This is a genomic window from Xanthomonas sp. GW, assembly GCF_014236815.1.
In the GTDB taxonomy this organism is placed as follows: Bacteria; Pseudomonadota; Gammaproteobacteria; order Xanthomonadales; family Xanthomonadaceae; genus Xanthomonas_A.
The window spans coordinates 3,929,912-3,951,050 of the sequence record NZ_CP051189.1; the positions used below are offsets into that span (position 1 = coordinate 3,929,912).

At 69.4% G+C, this 21,139-nt stretch carries 15 protein-coding genes and 1 pseudogene; 12 read left to right on the plus strand and 4 right to left on the minus strand.

All coding sequences use genetic code 11. The features are described 5' to 3' along the window. Positions 1 to 90: 90 nt before the first annotated feature. From HEP73_RS16875 to HEP73_RS16895, 5 genes and pseudogenes are all read left to right on the plus strand, one after another. Entirely contained in the window at positions 91 to 1,329 is a 1,239-nt protein-coding gene (locus HEP73_RS16875; RefSeq protein ID WP_185820847.1) for an MFS transporter, read from the plus strand. Further along, the gene (locus HEP73_RS16880) at positions 1,326 to 2,600 is read left to right on the plus strand and encodes an SGNH/GDSL hydrolase family protein (protein ID WP_185820848.1); all 1,275 of its coding nucleotides are present in this window, start codon (positions 1,326 to 1,328) and stop codon (positions 2,598 to 2,600) included. Before HEP73_RS16875 ends, HEP73_RS16880 begins: the two co-directional genes overlap by 4 nt. Before the next feature lie 40 nt (positions 2,601 to 2,640). Beyond that, the gene (locus HEP73_RS16885) at positions 2,641 to 3,675 is read left to right on the plus strand and encodes an aldo/keto reductase (protein ID WP_185813711.1); all 1,035 of its coding nucleotides are present in this window, start codon (positions 2,641 to 2,643) and stop codon (positions 3,673 to 3,675) included. 70 nt (positions 3,676 to 3,745) lie between these two features. Beyond that, a pseudogene (locus tag HEP73_RS16890) lies at positions 3,746 to 4,770 on the plus strand (zinc-binding alcohol dehydrogenase family protein). An 801-nt stretch (positions 4,771 to 5,571) separates the two neighbouring features. Next, entirely contained in the window at positions 5,572 to 7,569 is a 1,998-nt protein-coding gene (locus HEP73_RS16895) for an NADPH-dependent 2,4-dienoyl-CoA reductase (protein ID WP_185823466.1), read from the plus strand. Between the two features lie 6 nt (positions 7,570 to 7,575). Here HEP73_RS16895 and HEP73_RS16900 read toward each other — a convergent pair whose 3' ends face one another. After that, positions 7,576 to 7,980, minus strand: coding sequence for a Rap1a/Tai family immunity protein (locus HEP73_RS16900; RefSeq protein WP_185820849.1), 405 nt, complete (start codon positions 7,978 to 7,980; stop codon positions 7,576 to 7,578). 101 nt (positions 7,981 to 8,081) lie between these two features. On the opposite strand from HEP73_RS16900, the gene HEP73_RS16905 reads away from it, so the two are divergent. After that, entirely contained in the window at positions 8,082 to 9,401 is a 1,320-nt protein-coding gene (locus HEP73_RS16905) for an MFS transporter (protein ID WP_185820850.1), read from the plus strand. Here the strand turns inward: HEP73_RS16905 and HEP73_RS16910 are convergent. Next, positions 9,370 to 10,491, minus strand: coding sequence for an ROK family transcriptional regulator (locus HEP73_RS16910; protein ID WP_185820851.1), 1,122 nt, complete (start codon positions 10,489 to 10,491; stop codon positions 9,370 to 9,372). The two genes, HEP73_RS16905 and HEP73_RS16910, sit on opposite strands and share 32 nt — an antisense overlap. A 109-nt stretch (positions 10,492 to 10,600) precedes the next feature. Between HEP73_RS16910 and HEP73_RS16915 the strand changes: the two genes are divergently transcribed. The 6 genes from HEP73_RS16915 (at position 10,601) to HEP73_RS16940 (ending at position 18,400) form a co-directional block, all read left to right on the plus strand. Beyond that, positions 10,601 to 13,099 carry a TonB-dependent receptor gene (locus HEP73_RS16915; protein ID WP_185820852.1) on the plus strand — a complete coding sequence of 833 codons (2,499 nt, stop codon included), beginning with the start codon at positions 10,601 to 10,603 and terminating at the stop codon, positions 13,097 to 13,099. A 2-nt stretch (positions 13,100 to 13,101) separates the two neighbouring features. Then, positions 13,102 to 14,016, plus strand: coding sequence for a glycerophosphodiester phosphodiesterase family protein (locus HEP73_RS16920; protein WP_185820853.1), 915 nt, complete (start codon positions 13,102 to 13,104; stop codon positions 14,014 to 14,016). Between the two features lie 215 nt (positions 14,017 to 14,231). After that, positions 14,232 to 15,380 (plus strand): glycerophosphodiester phosphodiesterase family protein, encoded by a 1,149-nt coding sequence (locus tag HEP73_RS16925; RefSeq protein ID WP_185820854.1) that lies wholly within the window; start codon positions 14,232 to 14,234, stop codon positions 15,378 to 15,380. Positions 15,381 to 15,620: 240 nt separating this feature from the next. Further along, a complete protein-coding gene (locus HEP73_RS16930) occupies positions 15,621 to 16,955 on the plus strand; it encodes a hypothetical protein (RefSeq protein WP_255423541.1) in 1,335 nt (444 codons plus the stop codon). 297 nt (positions 16,956 to 17,252) lie between these two features. Then, a complete protein-coding gene (locus HEP73_RS16935) occupies positions 17,253 to 17,714 on the plus strand; it encodes a cell wall hydrolase (protein ID WP_145701667.1) in 462 nt (153 codons plus the stop codon). A 77-nt stretch (positions 17,715 to 17,791) separates the two neighbouring features. After that, positions 17,792 to 18,400 carry a glutathione binding-like protein gene (locus HEP73_RS16940; RefSeq protein ID WP_185820856.1) on the plus strand — a complete coding sequence of 203 codons (609 nt, stop codon included), beginning with the start codon at positions 17,792 to 17,794 and terminating at the stop codon, positions 18,398 to 18,400. 173 nt (positions 18,401 to 18,573) lie between these two features. Here HEP73_RS16940 and HEP73_RS16945 read toward each other — a convergent pair whose 3' ends face one another. Next, positions 18,574 to 19,128 carry a hypothetical protein gene (locus tag HEP73_RS16945; RefSeq protein ID WP_185820857.1) on the minus strand — a complete coding sequence of 185 codons (555 nt, stop codon included), beginning with the start codon at positions 19,126 to 19,128 and terminating at the stop codon, positions 18,574 to 18,576. Between the two features lie 67 nt (positions 19,129 to 19,195). Then, the gene (gene prpE / locus HEP73_RS16950; protein ID WP_185820858.1) at positions 19,196 to 21,073 is read right to left on the minus strand and encodes a propionate--CoA ligase; all 1,878 of its coding nucleotides are present in this window, start codon (positions 21,071 to 21,073) and stop codon (positions 19,196 to 19,198) included. Positions 21,074 to 21,139: the final 66 nt, after the last annotated feature.

Consider the following 21,139-nt stretch of genomic DNA (forward strand, 5'->3'; position numbering starts at 1 on the left):
GATTCCGTTGAAAGTCACTCAATATCTTGCCAGTTTGTGCTGATAAAGCGCGGATCTAGGCTGTGCTCCGTCCCGTCTTCCGGAGCCCTCATGGCCTCGCTTCCCGCACCTCCGCCAGGCGCCGCGCCGCCGCGGCTACCGCTCGCCCTGTTCGCGCTGACCGCCGGCGCATTCGGCATCGGCACAACCGAGTTCGTGATCATGGGCCTGCTGCTGCAGGTCGCTGCCGACCTGCAGGTCAGCGTCCCCGCCGCCGGGCTGCTGATTTCCGGCTATGCGCTGGGCGTGTTCGTCGGCGCGCCGCTGCTGACCGTGGCCAGCCGGCGCTGGCCGCGCAAGCGCGTGCTGGTGGCGCTGATGCTGGTGTTCACCGCCGGCAACCTGGCCTGCGCGCTGGCGCCGGACTACGCCACGCTGATGGCGGCGCGGGTGGTCACCTCGCTGGCGCACGGCACCTTCTTCGGCGTCGGCGCGGTAGTCGCCACCGGCCTGGTGGCGCCGCAGCGCAAGGCCTCGGCGATCGCCACCATGTTCACCGGACTCACCGTCGCCACCCTGCTGGGGGTGCCGGCCGGCGCCTGGCTGGGCCTGCAGTACGGCTGGCGCGCGACGTTCTGGGCGGTGGCCGCGATCGGCCTGCTGGCCACCGTGGTGATCGCCGCGCTGGTCCCGGCCGGCGACGACGCCGCTCCCACCCTGCCGCTGCGCGCCGAACTGCGCGCGGTCGGTCGTGCGCCGGTGCTGCTGGGGCTGGCGACGACCGTGCTCGGCTATGCCGGCGTGTTCACCGTCTACACCTACATCCAGCCGCTCCTGACCCGGGTCACCGGCCTGGCCGACGGCGCGGTGTCGCCGCTGCTGCTGGTGTTCGGGGTGGGCATGATCGTCGGCAACGTGTTCGGCGGACGCCTGGCCGATCGCCATCCGCGACAGGCCTTGCCGCTGACCCTGGGCCTGTTGGCGCTGGTGCTGGCGGCGCTGGCCTTCGCGCTGCGCTCGGCGCCGGCGATGACGCTGGGGGTGGGCCTACTCGGGGTGGCCGCGTTCGCCACGGTGGCGCCGCTGCAACTGTGGGTACTGGGCAAGGCCGGCGACGCCGGACGGCATCTGGCCTCGAGCCTGAACATCGGCGCGTTCAACCTGGGCAATGCGCTGGGCGCCTGGCTCGGCGGACTGGTGATCGGCCACGGCGGCAGCCTGGCGCAATTGCCCTGGGTGGCGGCGCTGGTCACCGCGGCCGGCCTGGCGGTGGCGCTGCTGGCGCTGCGGCTGTCGCCCGCATCCGAACCTGCACCGGCGGCGGCCTGCGCCGCGGGCGGTGCGGCATGAGCCGGCACCTGCGGCAAGCCGCGCTGGCCACGGCCTTGTTGGGCGCGTTCGCGTTGCCGGTCAGCGCCGCCGAACGCGACTGGATCGCGACCTGGCAGGCGAGTCCGCAGCCGCTGTGGGCCGCCGACTTTCCATTCCCGACCCAGACCCCGTTCAACCTGTGGCGGCAGACCGTGCGCCAGGTGGCGCGGATCAGCCTGGGCGGCGAGACGGTGCGGCTGGAACTGTCCAACGCCTACGGCCGCGAGCCGCTGCAGATCGGCGCCGCGCATCTGGCGCTGGCCGGCGACGGCGCGGCGATCGTGCCCGGCTCGGATCGCGAGCTGCGCTTCGGCGGACAGCGCGCGGTGACCATCCCGCCTGGCGCGCCGGTGCTCAGCGATCCGGTCGCGTTGAGCGTGCCGGACCTGGCCCGGCTCAGCGTCAGCCTGTACCTGCCGCAGCCGACCGCGCCGTCCACCTTCCATTGGGAAGGCCTGCAGAGCGCCTGGCTGGCCGCAGGCGAGCGCACCGCGGACGCAGCGCTGGACGATGCCACGGCACTGCCGGTGCGGCTGTTCGTCAGCGGCATCCAGGTGCGCCGCGCCGATGCCGCCGGCGCGGTGGTGGCGCTCGGCGATTCGATCACCGACGGCGCCGCGTCCACCCCGGGCGGCGACCGGCGCTGGCCGGACCAGTTGGCCACACGGCTGGCGGCGCAGCGGGTGGCGGTGCTCAACGCGGGCATCTCCGGCGGCCGCGTGCTGCGCGACCGCATGGGCAGCAATGCGCTGGCGCGGCTGGATCGCGACGTGCTGGCGCAGCCCGGGGTACGCACGCTGGTGCTGCTGATCGGCATCAACGACATCAGTTGGTACGCCACGCCGTTCGCGCCGGACGATGCGCCGGTCTCCGCGCAGGAGCTGATCGCCGGCTACCGGCAACTGCTGCAACGTGCGCAGGCGCGCGGTCTGCGCGTGATCGGCGCCACGCTGACCCCGTTCGAGGGCGCGTTGCCGGACACGCCGATCCGCGGCTACTACAGCGTAGACAAGGAGCGTGTGCGCCAGCAAGTCAACGCGTGGATACGCGATGGCAACGGTTTCGATGCGATCATCGATTTCGACGCACTGCTCCGCGACCCCGCGCACCCCACCCGCATGCTGCCCGCGTTCGATTCCGGCGATCACCTGCACCCCGGCGATGCCGGCTACACCGCCATGGCCGAGGCCGCTGCACGCGTGCTCGGCGACGCGGCCGACACGCACCGCGCCGCCGCCTCGCCACGCTGATCGCACCTCCCTTCCGTTCCCCCGCAAAGGAATCTCCACCATGGAATACCGTCATCTCGGCGCCTCCGGCTTCAAGGTCCCCGTGCTCAGCTTCGGCACCGGCACCTTCGCCGGCTCGAACGAGTTCTTCGCCGCCTGGGGCAATTCGGACGTGGACCAGGCGCGGCGCCTGATCGACATCTGCCTGGAGGCCGGGGTCAACCTGTTCGACAGCGCCGACATCTACTCCGGCGGCGCCGCCGAATCGGTGCTGGGCGCGGCGATCAAGGGCCGCCGCGACCAGGTGCTGATCTCGACCAAGGCCACCTTCCGCTTCGACCCCGACGCTCCGAACAGCGCCGGCTCCTCGCGCTTCCACCTGCTGCGCGCGGTCGATGCCGCGCTCAAGCGTTTGGACACCGACTACATCGACCTGTTCCAGTTGCACGGCTTCGACGCGAAGACGCCGGTGGAAGAAACCCTGTCCACGCTCGACGACCTGGTCCGGGCCGGCAAGATCCGCTATCTGGGCGTGTCCAATTTCTCCGGCTGGCACCTGATGAAGTCGCTGGCGGTGGCGGACCGCTACGGCTGGTCGCGCTACGTCGCCAATCAGACCTACTACTCGCTGATCGGCCGCGACTACGAGGAAGAGCTGATGCCGCTGGGGCTGGACCAGGGCGTCGGCGCGGTGGTGTGGAGTCCGTTGGGCTGGGGCCGGCTGACCGGCAAGATCCGCCGCGGCCAGCCGCTGCCGGACAGCAGCCGCCTGCACAACAGCAAGGTCACCGAGGCCGGCCCGCCGGTGGAGGACGAGCGCCTGTACAGGGTGATCGATGCGCTCGACGCGATCGCCGCCGAGACCGGCAAGAGCGTGCCGCAGATCGCGCTGAACTGGCTGCTGCAGCGGCCCACGGTGAGCAGCGTCATCATCGGCGCGCGCAACGAGGAACAGTTGCGGCAGAACCTGGGCGCGGTCGGCTGGAATCTCGACGCCGCGCAGGTGCAACGGCTGGACGCGGCCAGCGCGGTGGTGCCGCCGTATCCGTACTGGCATCAGCGCGGCTTCGCCGAGCGCAATCCGCGGCCGGTGTGAGCCGAACACGCCGCGCGCCGCAGCAACCGCCACGCACTCCGACCATCGATTCCGCACTCCTGGAGACACCATGAAAGCCGTCGCACTGACCCGCTACCTGCCGATCGACGATCCGCAGTCGCTGCTCGATACAGACCTGCCCACCCCGCCCGCCCCCACCGGCTTCGACCTGCTGGTGCGGGTGGAAGCCGTTCGGTCAATCCGGTCGACACCAAGGTGCGCGCGCCCAAGCCGCAGGTGGAAGCGCAGCCCAAGGTACTGGGCTACGACGCGGCCGGCGTGGTCGAGGCGGTCGGCGCCGACGTCGAGGGCTTCGAACCCGGCGACGAGGTTTATTACGCCGGCGACATCACCCGTTCCGGCAGCAATGCGCAGTACCAGTTGGTCGACGCGCGCATCGTCGCGCGCAAGCCGGCGACGCTGGATTTCGCGCAGGCCGCGGCGCTGCCGCTGACCACGTTGACCGCCTGGGAACTGCTGTTCCAGCGCATGCCGTTCGACTTCGACGACGAGCGCAACCGCGGCCGCCGGCTGTTGGTGATCGGCGGCGCCGGCGGCGTCGGCTCGATCGCGATCCAGCTGGCGCGGCACGCCGGCTTCGAGGTCATCGCCACCGCCTCGCGCCAGCAGACCCGCGACTGGTGCCTGCAACTGGGCGCGCAGCACGTGATCGACCATCGCCAACCGTTGGCGCCGCAGCTGCAGGCGCTGGGCATCGAACAAGTGGATGCGGCGCTGAACCTGGCCGACACCGATCGCTACTGGGACGCACTCGGCGAACTGATCGCGCCGCAGGGTCACGTCGGCCTGATCGTGGAACCGGCCGGCGCGCTGCGCATCGGCGATCCGTACAAGGCCAAGTGCATCGGCATCCACTGGGAAATGATGTTCGCGCGGGCGCGCTTCAAGACTGCCGACATGATCGAGCAGCACCGCATCCTGGCGCGCACCGCCAGCCTGATCGACGCCGGCGCATTGCGCACCACCCTGACCGAGACCCTGGCACCGATCGACGCGGCCAACCTGCGCGAAGCGCACCGACGCCTGGAATCGAGCAGCACCATCGGCAAGCTGGCGCTGGCGGGCTGGGGCTGAGCGGCAGGCGCAGTTCGATCGGGACACGGGCGCAATCGAACTGCTTTATGCGCGCGGCGGTCATTGGCCGCCATGCGTCCCATGGGCGAGAGAGTCGCCGCTGCCTTTGCTGTTGCTGTTGCTGTTGCTTTTGATCTACCAGGTCCCCTCAGCGCGGCAGACCCGGCGGGCGAATACCCGAAGGGCGGCGCGCAGGATGCGCGACGTTTTTCGTTGGCACATGGATGTGCCATCGAAAAATGCCCGTTGGGGCTGCGGACCTGGAGCGCGCAGCGCGGAAGGCGCGCTGCGGGGTGTGCTTTCTTTTGGTTACTTTTCTTTGCACAAGCAAAGAAAAGTGACCCGCGCTAGCGGAAGCTGTTGCTATTGCTTCAAAGCTCAAAAATCCCAGCACCAGAACCAAGACAACGGCAAAGGCAAAAGCAAAGGTTTGCCTTGCGGCGAGTCATTTCAGTCGCGACTCGGCGTCTGTCAGCGACCGACTTCGGACCCTGTCGGGACTGAAGTCCCTCCCACAATGCACCCAGCGGCATTCGCTACACCGTTCCTTGTGGGAGCGGCTTCAGCATTACCGCTAAAAGCCTGTCGCGACTGAAGTTGCTCCTACAAGGGTTACAGATACCGCAGGACAAGAGCCCCGTCCTCCGGGCCGTGCTCCTTCTACCGCAGGCAACCAGAGCGCACGCCCCTCTTGCCGTAGCCCAGGTTTCACGTCACCCTGCGCGCTTCCGTACGCCAGCGTATCCAAGCCATGTCGCCCGCCTCCGGCCAGCCCGCCCCGTCCTCCCCGCCTACCCGCACCTGTTCGCCCCGCTCGACCTGGGGTTCACCCAACTGCGCAACCGGGTGCTGATGGGCTCGATGCACACCGGCCTGGAGGATCGCGCGCGCGACTTCCCCAAGCTGGCCGCGTATTTCGCCGAGCGCGCCGCCGGCGGCGCCGGACTGATCGTCACCGGCGGCTTCGCCCCGAACGTGGTCGGCTGGCTGAAACCGTTCGGCGGCAAGCTGTCGTGGCCGTGGGAAGTGCGCCCGCACCGGCAGGTGACCGCCGCGGTGCATGCGCACGGCGCCAAGATCTGCCTGCAGTTGCTGCATGCCGGGCGCTACGCCTACCACCCGCTGTCGGTGGCGCCATCCAAGCTGAAGGCCCCGATCAACCCGTTCACGCCGCGCGCCCTGTCCGCACGCGGGGTCGAGCGCCAGATCGGCGCCTATGCGCGCGCCGCGCGGCTGGCGCGCGAGGCCGGCTACGACGGCGTGGAAGTGATGGGCTCGGAAGGCTATCTGATCAACGAGTTCGTGGCCCCGCGCAGCAACCGCCGCGACGATGCCTGGGGCGGCGACGCGAGCAGGCGCATGCGCTTCGCGGTGGAGATCGTGCGCCGGATCCGCGAGGCCTGCGGACCGGACTTCATCATCATCTACCGGCTGTCGCTGGTGGACCTGGTCGAGGACGGCAGCGACTGGCAGGAGATCGTGGCGCAGGCGCAGGCGATCGAAGCCGCCGGCGCGACGCTGATCAACTCCGGCATCGGCTGGCACGAGGCGCGCGTGCCGACCATCGCCACCTCGGTGCCGCGCGCCGCGTTCGCCGGCGTCACCGCCAAGCTCAAGCCGTATGTGCGGGTGCCGCTGATCGCCACCAACCGCATCAACATGCCCGACGTGGCCGAGCGCATCCTCGCCGGCGGCGGCGCCGACATGGTGTCGCTGGCGCGGCCGCTGCTGGCCGATCCGCAATGGCCGAACAAGGCGCGGCGCGGCCAGGCGCAGGCGATCAACACCTGCATCGCCTGCAACCAGGCGTGCCTGGACCACGTGTTCGAGAACAAGACCGCCAGCTGCCTGGTCAATCCGCGCGCCGCGGCCGAGACCGAACTGAACTACCTGCCCACGGCGGCGCCCAAGCGCGTCGCCGTGGTCGGCGCCGGCCCGGCCGGACTGGCCTGCGCCACGGTCGCGGCCGAACGCGGCCATCGCGTCACCCTGTTCGACAGCGCCGCGGAGATCGGGGGCCAGTTCAACGTGGCCAAGCGCATTCCCGGCAAGGAAGAATTCCACGAGACGCTGCGCTATTTCCGCCACCAGCTCGAGGCCACCGGCGTGGACGTGCGCCTGCACACCACCGCCGATGCGGCGCTGCTGGCCGATTTCGACGAAGTGGTGCTGGCCACCGGCATCGTGCCGCGCGCGGTGGATTTCCCCGGCGCCGATCACCCCAACGTGGTCAGTTATCTCGATGTGCTGCAGGGCCGGGTGCAGGCGGCGGACACGGTCGCGATCATCGGCGCCGGCGGCATAGGTTTCGACGTCGGCGAGTTCCTGGTGCATGCCGGCGTCTCGACCGCGCTGGACCCGGCGCGTTGGATGGCCGAATGGGGCGTGGATCCGCAGTTCGAGGCGCGCGGCGCGTTGCGCAAGCCGCAGCCGGAAGCGCCGGCACGCAAGGTGTGGTTGCTGCAGCGCAGTGCCGGCCGTCCCGGCGCGCGCCTGGGCAAGACCACCGGCTGGATCCACCGCGCCACGCTCAAGGCCAAGGGCGTGACCATGCTCGGCGGTGTCGAGTACCTGGGCATGGACGATACCGGCCTGCGCATCCGCGTGGACGGCGCCGAGCAGTTGCTGCCGGTCGGCACCGTGGTGGTCTGCGCCGGCCAGGAGCCGCGCCGCGACCTGCACGCTGCGCTGCAGGCGGCCGGCCGCAAGCCGCACCTGATCGGCGGCGCCGACATCGCCGCGGAACTGGATGCCAAGCGCGCCATCGCCCAGGGCAGCCGCCTGGCGGCGCAGTTGTAGGCGCGCCTATCTGGGGCAGGGAAAGGACGCGCGCAGCGCCTGGATCACCGCGATCGAGGCGCGCTGCTGCAATTGGGCCGACGGCAACGCGCTGAGCGCGGTGTACACGCGATCGGCCAGTTCGTGCCGCAGCACGCCGCCGGCGGCGCACCACTGCACGCCTTCGGCGCCATCGGCGACGCCGGCGATGTAGAACGTCGCCGCTTCGCTGGCCTGGTGGCGACGGCGTTCGGCCAGTTGCGGTTCTAGCCCGGCAACGGCATCCGCATCGCCCTTGAGCAGTTGCAGCAAGTGCGCACCGGATAGCTGATAGACATCGGCGTTCGATGTCCGCGCAGGCGCCGCCAGCACAGGCGTCGCCCCGCAAGCCGCCAGGCACAGCGCGAACAGCAACGAAATGCGCAAGGACATGGATCTCCTAGGATGGCTCGGACCACTCCCCCGATCCTAGCAGGCACCGATCCGCACGCCTGGACTTGGTGCTGTCGCATCGCGACGCTATAACGCCGGGGATGCAACGGACCTCGCCCGCTCCGCTACAGACGCAGCCATCGCTGCCGCGCACCGCGCTGGCGGCGTATGCCTGCGCGCATTTCGGCAAGAGCCTGCTGTGGTACGCCAGCGAACTGCTGCTGATCTATTCGTTGACCGAACACACCGGACTGGGCGCGGCCGCCGCCGGGCTGGTGCTGGCGCTGGGCCTGCTGGTCAGCGCAGCGATCGGTCTCGGCGCCGGCTGGAGCCTGCGCCGGCGCTTGCGCGAGGTGACCAGCAGCGGGCACCTGCAATGGCTCGGCCTGAGCGCAGCGGCGCTGGCGCTGCTGCTGGTGTTCGCCGCGCCGCTGCTGCCGGCGCCGCTGCGGCTGGGCTACGTGCTGGTGCTCAGCCTGCTGTTCCGCACCGCCTACGCCGTCTGCGACGTGGCGCAGAACACCTTGCTGAGCCTGGTGCGTTGGCCATGGCGCGGTCACGACGGTGCCAGCGCGTTGCGTCTGGCCGGCAGCGGCATCGCGGCGCTGCTGATCAGCGCGATGGTTGGCGCGATGCTGGCGCGGGGCGCCGGCGGCGCGGCCTTCGCACTGCAGGCCAGCGCCCTGTTGGCCGCAGTGGCTGTGGTGTGCGCATGGCAGCTGCGACGCGTACTAACGCGCGGTGGCGCGCCGCTTCCGCGCGCCACCCCCGGCGCGCCGACGTGCCCCGAGCCGGCGCCGTGCTGGCGCGCGATTCCCTGGCAGCCGCTGCTGCTGATCGCCGCGATCTCGCTGACCCTGCCCGCCTTCACCAAACTGGCGCCGTACGTGGCCGCCTACGGCCTGCTGTCGCCAGGCTGGGGCAGCGCGGTGCTGATCGCCTATGCGCTGGGGTCGGTGCTGGTGCAACCGCTGGCGGCGCGGTTGGGCCGGCGGCATTCGCCGCAACAACGGCTGGCCTGGCTCGGCGCGGCACTGCTGCTGAGCGCACCGCTGTTCGCGCTGGCGCTGCCGGCACGGCCGCAGCTGAGCCTGCTGGCGGCAGCGTGGATCGGCGCGATCGGCGGCAGCAGCGGCCAGCTCGTCTGGGCCTGGCACGCGCAGCTGACCGCCGAACGCGGGGTCGCCCAGCACGCGCTGTGCTTTGCCGCGCTGGTCGCCAGCGCGCAAGTGGCGCTGGCCGCCGGCATCGCCGTGATCGGGCTGTTGCTGGGCGCGGTGGATTACCGCGAGAGCCATTGCCAGCTGCTGCGCTGGGCGATGGCCGCCGGTCCACTGGCCTGCGGCGCGCTGTGCCTGCTGTTGGCGCTGCTGGCCGGGCGCCGCCCGCTCAGACGAAGAAAGCTCGCTGCAATGGCATGAGCGCCGCGCCCAGGGTCACCGCATCGCCGGCGGTACCGGCGATGCGCAGTTCCGGCAGCGGCGGCGCCAGACCATGCCGGTTGGGTGCGCGCGGGATGCGGATGCGTTCGATCAGGCGTTCGCCGATCGGCGCCGGCAGGCGTCCGCCGATGACGATCGCCTGCGGATCCAGGGTGTAGGCCAGGTACGCGCACAGCTGCGAGAACGGCGCTTCGGCCAGCTCCAGCCAGGCGTCCACGCCCGGGCTGTGCGGGCCGATGTCGGCCAGCATCTGCTCGACGCCGGCGTAGTCCTGCCCGGCCGCGCGCACCAGGGCCAGCAAGGCGTCCAGGTTCGGATAGGCCATGCCGGCGACGGTCCAGATGCCGCCGAACTCGCCGGCGTTGCCGCGATAGCCGCGGAACAGCCGGCCGTCGGCGATGATGCCGCCGCCGAAGCCGTTGGTCAGGTGCAGGTAGGCGAAGTCGCGGCAGTCGCGGCCGACCCCGTACAGGCTCTCGGCCACCGCCGCCGCCGCGCCGTCGTTCTCCACCGTGACCGGGCAGCCCAACGCCTCTTCCAGGATCGGCCCCAGCTCGACCTGGGTCCAGTCCTCCAGCGCCGGCGGCCCGGCCATCTGCTGGCCGTGCCCGGTGAAGAAGGCGGAGATCGCCATGCCCGCGCCGACCACCCGCGCCGGATCCACGCCGGTTTCGGCCAGCAGTTCCTCGCGGAACCGCAGCAACTGCGCCAGCACCGGGGCGCGCCGCATGTCGGCCAGGCCGACGCGGCGCTGGCCGCGCACCGCGCCGGCGAAATCGACCAGCGCCATCGCCACCACGTCGCCCATCAGGCCAATGCCGAACGCGTAGGCATAGTCCGGCGCCAGGCGCACATCGACGCTGGGGTTGCCGCGCCCGCCGGCGGCGCGCGCGCTGAGCTGCACCATCCTGTCCTGCACGAAGCCCTGCAGCAGGCGCGCGACCGTGGGCTGCGACAGGCCCAGCTCGCGACTCAGCGCCGCCTGGGTCTGCACCCCGGCCTTGAACACACGGTCGAGCAACTGGCGGCCGCCGGCGCTGACGCGCGGCGGGAAATCGGCATGGAGCATGGGACGGCGCGGACCAGAAGTGGATGTGCCGCAACGCTAGCATGTGGACACATAAGTTTCATACATGGTAAATAGTATTACCCCCACATACTTTAATTGGGGGAGTTCCATGCGTACCAACCGTCCACACCAGAGCCTGCTCGCGCTGGCGCTGTCTTCCGTTCTTGCCGCCAGCGCAGCCAAGGCCCAGGAGCCGCCACAGGCCCCCGCCGCTGACGCCACCACCACCCTGGACCAGATCGTCGTCACCGGCACCCCGCAGGGCCAGTCGCAGAAGGACGCGCCGTTCGCGATCAGCGTGGTGTCGAAGCAACGCCTGGATCGCGCGGCGCCGAGCAGCAGCGTCGACATGCTGCGCGCCGTGCCAGGCTTCTCGGCCGAGCCCTCCGGCGGCCAGGGCGGCGGCCAGAACCTGTACGTGCGCGGCCTGCCCGCCGGCGGCTGGTACTACGTGCAGTACCAGGAAGACGGCATGACCCTGTTCGACGAGCCGCAGGAAAGCTTCTTCAACGTCGATACGCTGTTTTCGCTGGACATGATGACCGAGCGCCTGGAAGTGGTGCGCGGCGGCACCTCGCCGCTGTTCGCGACCAATGCGCCGGGCGGCACGGTCAACGCCATCACCCGCCACGGCACCGCCACGCCCGAGGGCGCGGTGCGCATGAGCGTCGGCAGCGACGGCCTGCGCCGCGAGGACGCCTACAGTTCCGGCCCGCTGAGCGAGAACGTGCTGTACAGCATCGGCGGCTACCACCGCAGCGACGACGGCCTGCGCGAGACCGGCTACACCGCCGACAAGGGCGGCCAGGTGCGCGGCAACCTGACCTTCCTCATGGGCGATGCGATCCTCGACGTGGACGCCAAGTACCTCGACGACCGCACCGCGTTCTACAACCCGATCCCGCTGGACGATCCGCGCAACCCGTCGCAGTCGCTGTCGGCGCTGCTCGACCCGCTGGACGGCACCCTGCTGTCCAATGACCTGCGCCGGACCACGGTGCCGACCTTCGACGGCAACCGCCGCATTTCCCGCAACCTGGATCTGGCCGACGGCATCCACAACAAGGTCAAGCAACTCGGCACCCACCTGGAGTGGAACCTGGACGACGGCCTGACCCTGAACAACCGCATGCGTTTCGTCGATGCCGAGGTGGACTACACCGCGCTGTTCTCCGGCGCCGCGCCAGCCGACGCCGCCGCCTACCTGTCCACCCAGCTCGGCCGCGCGCGTACCGGCTTCGGCAACCGCGTGGCCCGCGTCGGCTACGTCAGCAGCGGCGACGGCGCCGTCTACGATCCGGCCGGCGCAGACGGCCTGGTGCTGGAAAGCGGCCTGTGGAACGCACGCACCCACCTGCGCACGCTGTCCGACGATCTGCGCCTGAGCAAGGCATTCGGCGAATCGGCGCTCGGCCAGCACACGCTCACCGCCGGCGTGAACGTGCAGCACTTCGAATACACCCAGGACCGCCTGCAGAACACCGTGCTGACCACGCTGCAGAACAATGCGCAGCGCCTGGACGTGCTGGCCTACGACGCGGCCGGCAACGTGGTCGGTTCGGTCACCCAGAACGGCTTCGTGCGCTACGGCAACGGCGTCACCCGCGGCTTCGCCAACGGCACCTACCTGTCGCCGTACCTGTGGGATTCGGTGCGCTTCGGCCGCTTCGGCGTGGACGCCGGCGTGCGCTACACCCGTTACAGCGCCGACGGCGGCGTGTACGCCAACACCACACGCAACCTCGGCGATCCCACCACCCTGGCCGACGACAGTGCCGGCGGCCTCAGCGGCGCGTTCAGCGCGCGCGAGGACCGCCGCCATGCCACGCAATGGACGCTCGGTGCCGAGTTCGCGCTGACCCCGCAGTTGCAGACCTTCGCCCGCTACACCAAGTCGCAGCGCCTGCCGCGGCTACAGAACGTGTACCAGACGCAGAACGCGGCGGTCACCGACATCGATCAGGCCGAGGCCGGCCTGCGCGGCGCCTTCGGCGACACCTTCTCGTTCTCCACCGTCGGGTTCTGGAGCCGCTTCAACGATCTGTCGATCAGCGCGATCGTGCTCGACGACGCCGGTGCGGTGCAGACCCTGGCCCTGGTCGGCCAGACCCAGACCTTCGGCCTGGAGTCGGAGTTCACCTGGCGTCCATCGGCGCACTTCGGCATGACCGGCTCGGTCACGCTGCAGGATCCGCAGACCCGCAGCCTGAGCAACGCCACCACCGGCACCAGCTACGGCGACCTGGACGGCAAGCAGATCTCGCGCATCCCCAAGTTCATGGCCTCGCTCAGCCCGACCCTGTACTTCGACATCGCCGGGCGTCCGCTCGAACTGTCGGCTACCGCCTACCGCATGGGCCAGCGCTACGTCGACTACACCAACGCCACCGCGCTGCCGGCCTACACCACCTACGACCTGGGCCTGTTCGCCCGCCTCAGCGACAACCTGGAACTGCAGCTGCATGCGGCCAACGTCGACAACAGCGCCGGTCTGACCGAAGGCAACGCACGGGTGGACACGCTGTCCGGGCAAGGCACCGCCGAAGCGATCTATGCGCGCCCGATCTTCGGCCGCAACTACAACGCGTCGCTGACCTGGCGGTGGTGAGCATGTGCTACCGCAAACTGCTGATGGGCGCGGCGATCTGGCTGCCGCTGATGACCGCGACGGCAACGGACTTGCCGGAGCGCCTGCGCGATCCGCATGGCGATGCGCTGGTGGTGTCGCACCGCGCATGCTGGAAGTTCGCCTCGGAGAACACCCTCGACGGTATCGCCGCGTGCATCGCACACGGCGTGGACATGGTCGAGGTCGACGTGCGCACCACCCGCGACGGCGCGCTGGTGCTGATGCACGACGAGCGCGTGGATCGCACCACCGATGGCCATGGCACGGTGGCCGAGCTGGACGCAGCGCAGATCGCCGCGTTGCGCGTGCGCAGCCGCGGCGGCGGCCGCAGAAGCACCCTGACCGAGCGCCACCCGCCGACGCTGGCACAGGCGCTGGCCGCGGCGCGCGGCCGGGTACTGGTGAACCTGGACGTCAAGGCCGCCGCGCTGGACCAGGTCATGGACGTGGTCGAGGCGGCCGGTGCGCAGCGCGACGTGCTGTTGAACGTCCCGCTGGACGTACCGCAGGCCGCGCTGCAACGCGCGCACGCGGCCGGCATCGCGTTGCAGGTGCTGTACCTGCAACGCGACACCGCGCTGTCGCCGCAACAGGCGCTGCGCCAAGCCGCCGCGCTGCGTCCGGCGGTGGTGCAGTTGATGTTCGACGATCCGGCGGTGCTGGACATCGCCCAACGCGAACTGGCGCCACGCACACGCCTGTTCGTCAACACGATGACCAACGACATCGCCAGCGGCCGGCCGATGCGGCTGTCGGCGAACTACACCGACCAGCGCGCGCTGCGCGATCCGGCCAGCGTCTGGGGCGCGCTGCGCGCGCATGGGGTGAGCATGATCCAGACCGACGAGCCATTGGCATTGCAACGCTACTTGCGCGAATCGGACATGCACCGGTAGCCGTCGTCGATCTCAATCCTCGCGGCGCAGCGACAGTCGCAACGCGTCGCGAGGAACCAAGCCCCAGACGGTCGGCATGCAGCCGGATCGCGCCAATGGACGGCGCAGCCGTCGTTCCGAGCGATTCGCCGCGACGGTCGAGCCCACACGGTTGGTCGCCGTCGGCGTCGTTGCGCCTGTTCCACATACATCCATCCAATCCCAACGGGAAACACATGAAATCGTCCAAGAAACGCTTCAAGACCTTATCGCTCGTATTGGCCTGCGCCTCGCTGACCGTGTTGTCCGGCCTCGCCTCGGCGGCCGAGAACTGGAATCCAGCCCACATCCTCAACACCATGAAAAGCCCCTACCAGGGTAGCCGCGCCAGCGTCGCGGTGATCGCGCATCGCGGCCTGGTCGGCAACGGCTGCCCGGAAAATTCCACCTGCTCCATCCTCAACACCTACAACAACAACATCGAAGCGATCGAACTGGACGTCAAGCAGTCCTCCGACGGGCAGCCGTGGTTGTTCCACGACCAGAACGCCGGCCGCGTGATCGCGCATTCGCCTGCCTTCAACATCTTCCAGCCGGGCAACGGCTGGAATCCGGACATCCGCACCATGACCAGCCACGAGTTGGTCAATTCGTTCCTGCGCGACAAGGACTTCGCCAAGACCAACTACCGCCCGCTGCCGCTGGCCAACGCGTTGGATGCCGTGCACCACTACGCCAATCACATGGTCGTGGTGCTGGACCTGAAGACCCTGGACGCGGTGTCGCGTGCAGCAGACCTGGCCCTCTACTTGGGCATGCAGAACCAAGTGGTACTGAAGTTCAGCGCCTCGCTGCTGCCGCGCACGCCTAGCGACATCACCCGTTACACCAAGGGCGTGGCGTTCGCACCGACCGTCTACGCTGGCGACATGGACAGGCTCGCCGACGGCGGCTATACCGGCCGATGCGGAACGACCAGCACCAACACGCCGTTCTGCCGCGTCAATGCGTGGATCGACCAGGCCCGCGGCGAGAAAGGCTTCGCCTGGCTGGAAATCGGCAACAAGCAACCGCGCCGCAGCGACCCGACTGCCGAACTGCTGGCCGGCGAGCAGGCCAATCACCGCGCGCTCGGTGCGTTCTCGCCGGTGCCCGAGTACCGCCTCAGCAGCCACGACGGCCAGCACTTCGTGCGCAGCAACGGGACCTGCTGCGCGGCGTTGAGCGACTACCTGACGCGCACCAAGTACTTCGGCAACGAAGTCGCCGACGACCGCTCCGACTTCGGCTTGCAGGCGTTGTCCGGCTTCACCAGCATCATCAGCGACGACCCGCTCAGCATCACCCGTTCGCACATTTTCCGTAACACCTCGCGCTACGAGTGATCGCGGCATGATCCGGCCGGGGAGTTCGCTCCCCGGCTTCCCGCTGCACTCTCCACCCAGGAAGCATCCGCTATGCGTCCCGTTCACCGTCCACGTCTCCGTCACCTGTTTGTCCTGCTGCTCGTCGCCGGCGTGAGCTGGCTCCTGTTGCAACGCGCAGCGACCGCGGAAGGCGCCCGCGCCGCCACGGCGCCAGCCGCCGCGCCGGCATCCGCGCAGCGCGCCGCCTCTGCGACCGACATGTCATCCGCATCACCGTCTTCCACCGACAACGTGCCCGGCCCGTCGGCGCGCGAGGTCCTTGCCGCGGCGCAGGCGCTACCGGCCGATTTCCAGGCCGACGCGCTGCTGCGCATCGCCGACGCCAACGACCTGCCGTCGACGGCCGGCGGCGATCGCCGCGACGCCGCGATGCGCCTGGCGCAACAGGCCTCGGTCCTGGCAGAACGCGCGATGCGGCGCATGCCCGGCCTGGCCAGCGTCGGCTATGCCAGCGAAGAGCACAACAACGAGTTGCGCGACACCCACACCGCCGGCCTGGACCGGCTGTCGCTGCAAACGCGCGCTGCGCGCATCCTCGCGACGTCTCCCGCACAGGCGGCCGCGCTGTTCGCGGCGCTGCCGACGCCGCAGGCCGCCGGCTGCGATGCCGAGCTGATCGACGATCCCAGCCCCACCTACGCGCTGGCGACCGCACTGCAGCCGGCCCAGGCCGCGCCGCAGGCGGCGGCGCTTGCCGAGCGCGTGGACAAGGCGCAACGGGAAACCGACGTGGCGCCGGCGCTGAAGATGGTGCTCGCCAGTACGACGCTGCAGCGCAACGGTCAGGCCCAGGTCGCCGACAGCCTGGTGCGCATGTTCGCGCGCATCCGCGGCAACGATCCGGGCTTCACCGCCACCGAACTGAGCGTCGCCGCGGACATGCCGCTGCTGCTGCAATGGCTGCAGGACGCGGCGCTGCGCGAGCGGCTGCATGCGGCGTATCGCACTTATGTCGCGGCGCATCTGCAGCAGGCGCGTTGCCCGGCGAGCCTGCTCGGCAACCACTGGCTGCTCGAACAGCGTTTCGTCGCCGAACTGCCGGACGAACGCATCCCGCCGGCACCGCCGGTGGCGCAGGAATCGATCGACGACGAGGCGATCTCGTTGATCCGCGAGGCTGGCTACAACATGCGCACGCAACTGCTGCTGCCCGATGCTTCTGCGACCGATCCGGCGCTGGAAAAAGCCTCCGCCGAATTCCTCGACCAGCTCGACCATGGCGTTCTGCAGCAAACCGCGGCAGGCGACGGCAGCGGCCGCGTGCAGCGTGCGCGGTTGCGCGAACTGCTGCGCTATCTGGAATATGCGCCGAGCGGTACGTCGCGCGATCGCGGCGTCGCGTTGATGGCGTCGTTGCTGTCCGGCCCCTACTACGCGCAGGACCACGACACCTGGTTCGGCGATCTGCACGTGGTCGCCGCGCAGATGCAGCGCTGGCCCGACCGCGCGCAACGGCTCGCGCAATTGGCCGGACATCGCGATCCGGTGGTGAAGGTCTACGCGATGCTGATGCAGCGCGGTCAGTTTCCCTGAGTCTCGTTGCAGCAGATCCACCACGCTTCGATACCTCCGCGCGCGGCGCCACGCGCCGCGCGCGCCACACGGATCGTGAACCCTGTCAACAATCGGGGTTCAGTTGCGATTGGGGAAGCGGCGCCTATTGTGCGCGCCACTTCCGATCCACCCATCTTGGTGGATCCGCCGGCCTCCAGATTGCGCCGGCACCCGGGCGACCCGTGACAGGCCGCCTCCCCATGACGCCAAGCCGCATCGCCTTGCCGCGCCACCCGGCGCAGCCCCGATGACGGCCCATACGGAGCAAGGAGTTATATGAAACTGGCCTGGATCCTCTGGCTGTCGCAACTGCTGCCGCAACCCGCCGCCGATTCGTTGTGTTTGAGCACCACCGTCTATCTGGAAGCGCGCGACCAGACGCTGCGCGGCCAGCAGGCCGTCGCCGAAGTGGCGCTGCGGCGCCTGGACAGCGGCCTGTGGGGCAACTCGATGTGCCAGGTGGTCACCGCGCGCAAACAGTTCGCGCCAGGCCTGGTGAAACCCGGCACCGAACTGAAGAACGACGACGCCTGGGCCGATGCGGTCAACGTCGCCTTCGCCGCCGAGCGCAACTGGGCGCTGCCGCAGGGCCAGCGCAAGGAGATCGTGCCCGGCGCCAGCCACTTCGCCGCGCATGCGATCGCCAGCCCGAGCTGGCGCAACGCCTACCAGGTGGCGACGATCGGCGACCACACGTTCTACCGCGTGCAGAAGCTGCGGCCGCGCAACGCGTCCTGACCGACTGTACGGCGCTATCGCCAAGCGCACACAGGGCCGGGTACGCTTCCCGGCCCTTTGTTCGTGCGGAGTCTGCAATGAAACTGTATGCCAAGCCCGGTGCCTGTTCGCTGGCCGACCACATCGCGCTCCGCTGGGCGCAACTGCCGTTCGAACTGGAAGTGCTCGACGCCGCGTCGATGAAGGCACCGGCCTATCTGGCGATCAATCCCGCCGGCGCGGTGCCCGCGCTGCAGGTGGACGCTTGGGTGCTGACCCAGAACTCGGCGATCCTCAACTACATCGCCGATATCGCGCCCGCGGCACAACTGGCCGGCGATGGCAGCGCGCACAGCCGCGCCGAAGTGCAGCGCTGGCTCGCCTTCCTCAACGCCGACCTGCATCCCGCCTTCCATCCGTTGTTCGGCAGCACCCGCTACCTTGAGGACGCGGCGGTGATCGCGCGCACCCAGGAACATGCGCGCGAACGCTTGCGTACGCTGTACGCGCGCGTGGACGCGCAGCTGGCGACGCAGCCGTGGCTCGCCGGCGCGCAGCGTTCGATCGCCGATGCGTATCTGTTCGTCACCCTGCGCTGGGCGCAGGCGCTGAAGATCGAACTCGGTGCGAACCTGCAGGACTTCTTCGCGCGCATGGCGGCCGATCCGCAGGTGCAGGCGGCACTGCAGGCCGAAGGGCTGAATTGAAGCGGCGCAGTTAGCGCGGTTTTATCGATCGCTTTGCGCGCAACGAACGTGTAGGAGCGGCTTCAGCCGCGACAGGATTTATCCGATGGAACCTGTCGCGGCTGAAGCCGCTCCTACAACGGCGAGCATCGCTTCTGCGCCATCGCATGTGGACATCGGCGCTCGATCTTCGACTACTGCGGATCGCCGCCAAGCGTATCCTGCAGCCAACGCGCAGCCAGCGCTGGCGACTTGGCCTTGCCCAGTGCGGCGGTGAACTCCGGCAGCAGCGCTTCGAGCGCGGCGGCATCGCTGCAGCGCTCGATCCGCAACTGCATGAAATAGCCCTTCAGCCCCAGATGCTTGCGTACCGCTTCGCTCATCGCGTCGTAGAGATGCGAATAGCGCTGCGCCGCTTCGTGCGACACCGGCGTATCGCCTGGAATGGCCGACGAATGGATGGCGTCGGCCAGCGTCGTCGCCGATGCGGCCGGCGGCGATATCGATGGCGATATTGCAGGCGCAGGCGCGGCCGGCGCATCGCCGCCGCGGGCGATCAGGCCCATCTGCTGCAGCTGCGCCAAGGCATCTTCCGGCGCATGCAGGCCGGCGACGATCTGCTGCAGCGCGCTGTCGTCCTTGTGTCCATCCACCACCAGCAGGATCGAGCGCAGTTGCGCCGGCAACCGACGCGCGCGGTCCGCGATCTCCTGCCGTCCGGCGTCGGTCTTGGCATAGCGCTCGCTCATTCACCGCCTCCCCTGTGGTTGCGCGTCGGCTGCAGCCGGCGCGCCTGTTGCGCGATGTAGCGGCGCTTCAGCGCGCCAGCACCCGACGAATCTCGTCGAGCGCGCCCGGATCGTCCAGCGTCGACAGATCGCCGGGATCGCGCTGCTCGGCCAGCGCCTGCAGCGAACGCCGCAGCAGCTTGCCCGAGCGCGTCTTCGGCAATGCCTGCACCAGATGCACCTGCGCCGGCCGCGCCACCGCGCCGAGCCGCTCCACCACGCATTGCCGCAGCTGTTCGGCGATGGATGCGACGGCATCGGGCGATGTCTGTTGTTTCAGCGTGGCGAAGACCACCGGCACCTGACCCTTCAGTTCGTCGTGCATGCCGATCACCGCCACTTCGGCCACCTGCGGGTGACCGGCGATGGCTTCTTCGATCTCGCGCGTGCCCAGGCGATGGCCGGCGACATTGATCACGTCGTCGGTGCGGCCGAGGATGAAGGTATAGCCGTCGTCGTCGCGGATCGCCCAGTCCAGCGAGCTGTACAGCAGTTCATCGAAATGGCTGAAATAGCTGCGCAGGAAACGCGCGTCGTCGTTCCACACCGTGGTCATGCAGCCCGGCGGCAGCGGCGGCTCGATCACCAGCACGCCCTTGCGCCCGGCCGGTACCTCGATGCCCTGCGGATCGACGATCTTCATCTTGTAACCGAGATTGGGAAAGCCCGGCGAACCCGGTTTGACCGGCTGCATTTCCAATCCCGGCAGCAAGGTCAGCGCCGGCCAGCCGGTCTCGGTCTGCCAGTAGTTGTCGATGATCGGCTTGCCCAGCGCCTCGCCAATCCACAGCGCGGTCGGCTCGTCAAGCGGCTCGCCGGCCAGGAACAGGTACTGCAACGCGCTCAGGTCGTGGTCGCGGATGTGGCTGACCGGATGCTTCTTCAATACGCGGATCGCGGTCGGCGAGGAGAACATGGTGCGCACCCGGTATTTCTCGCACAGCGCCCACCACACGCCCGGATCCGGATTGACCGGCAATCCTTCGTACAGCAGCGAGGTGCAACCGGCGATCAGCGGACCGTACACGTTGTACGAATGGCCGACCGCCCAGCCGACATCGGAGGTGGAGAACATCGCCTGCCCCGGCGCGCAATCGAACACCGTGCGCATCGACAGCGCCAACGCCACCGCGTAGCCGCCGACGTCGCGCTGCACGCCCTTGGGCTTGCCGGTGGTGCCTGAGGTATACAGCAGGTAGCTGGGCTCGTTGGATTCCAGCCAGGTCACCGGCACCTGCGTATCGCCGACCTGCGCGCGCAGAGTGGCGTAGTCCACGTCGCGCCCGTCGCTGCGCGGCTGCGCCGGATCCAGCCCGCGCGAGACGATCAACACCTTCGGCGGCGGCGCGCTGGCTTCCGCGCAGGCGGCATCGACCAGCGGCTTGTATGGAATGATCTTGCCGCCGCGGCTGCCGGCATCGGCGGCGATCAGCAGCTTCGGCGCCGCATCGTCGATGCGCAGCGCCAGGTTGTGCGCGGCGAAACCGCCGAATACCACCGAATGCACCGCGCCGATGCGCGCGCAGGCCAGCATCGCGAACACCGCCTCGGCCATGTTCGGCATGTAGATGACCACGCGGTCGCCGCGCTGCACGTCCAGGCGCAGCAGTACCGCGGCGAAGGCGACGACCTCGACGTGCAGTTGCGCATAGGTGAACTCGCGGGTCTGCCCGGTCTCGCTGGACACCGCCACCAGCGCCAGCTGCGTGGCGCGCTCGGGCAGGTGCCGGTCGACCGCGTTGTAGCACAGGTTGGTCAGGCCGCCGCCGAACCAGCGCCGGAACGGCGGATCGTCGTATTCCAGGATCGTCTGCGGCGGGCGCTGCCAGTGGATCGCCTTGGCCTGCTCCGCCCAGAACTCCTGCGGCTGCTCGATCGAGCGCCGGTACAGCGTCGCGTAGTCCATGCGGCCCCTCCCAAGGCGATGCACCCACGCCGAGCATAGTCCCTGCGCGGCGTGGCGTCGTCCGAC